Annotated in this window: 1 pseudogene; it reads right to left on the reverse strand. The window is 36.9% G+C overall.

The window, feature by feature from the left end:
* Window positions 1-103: pseudogene (locus AABK37_RS42495) on the reverse strand (IS982 family transposase); the annotation flags it as partial.
* Window positions 104-203 lie beyond the last annotated feature (100 nt).

Raw genomic sequence — 203 nt, forward strand, 5'->3', positions numbered from 1 at the left:
GTATTCCTCTGAGTTGATTAACTTTACATTAAATATCCGAATATTATCGCACAGAGGTACAGGTGCAGGAGTCTAAAAGATATTCCGTACAATCACTACTTTCAGTAAACCAAAAAGTTTTCTCCTCAAGGCGATCGCTAACCAGCCATTGCGTAGTTTTAGGTGCTAGGTGATACTAAATATCTTAAAAGTACTTATGCTTC

It is taken from the genome of Tolypothrix sp. VBCCA 56010, assembly GCF_050875635.1.
Lineage (GTDB): Bacteria > Cyanobacteriota > Cyanobacteriia > Cyanobacteriales > Nostocaceae > Hassallia.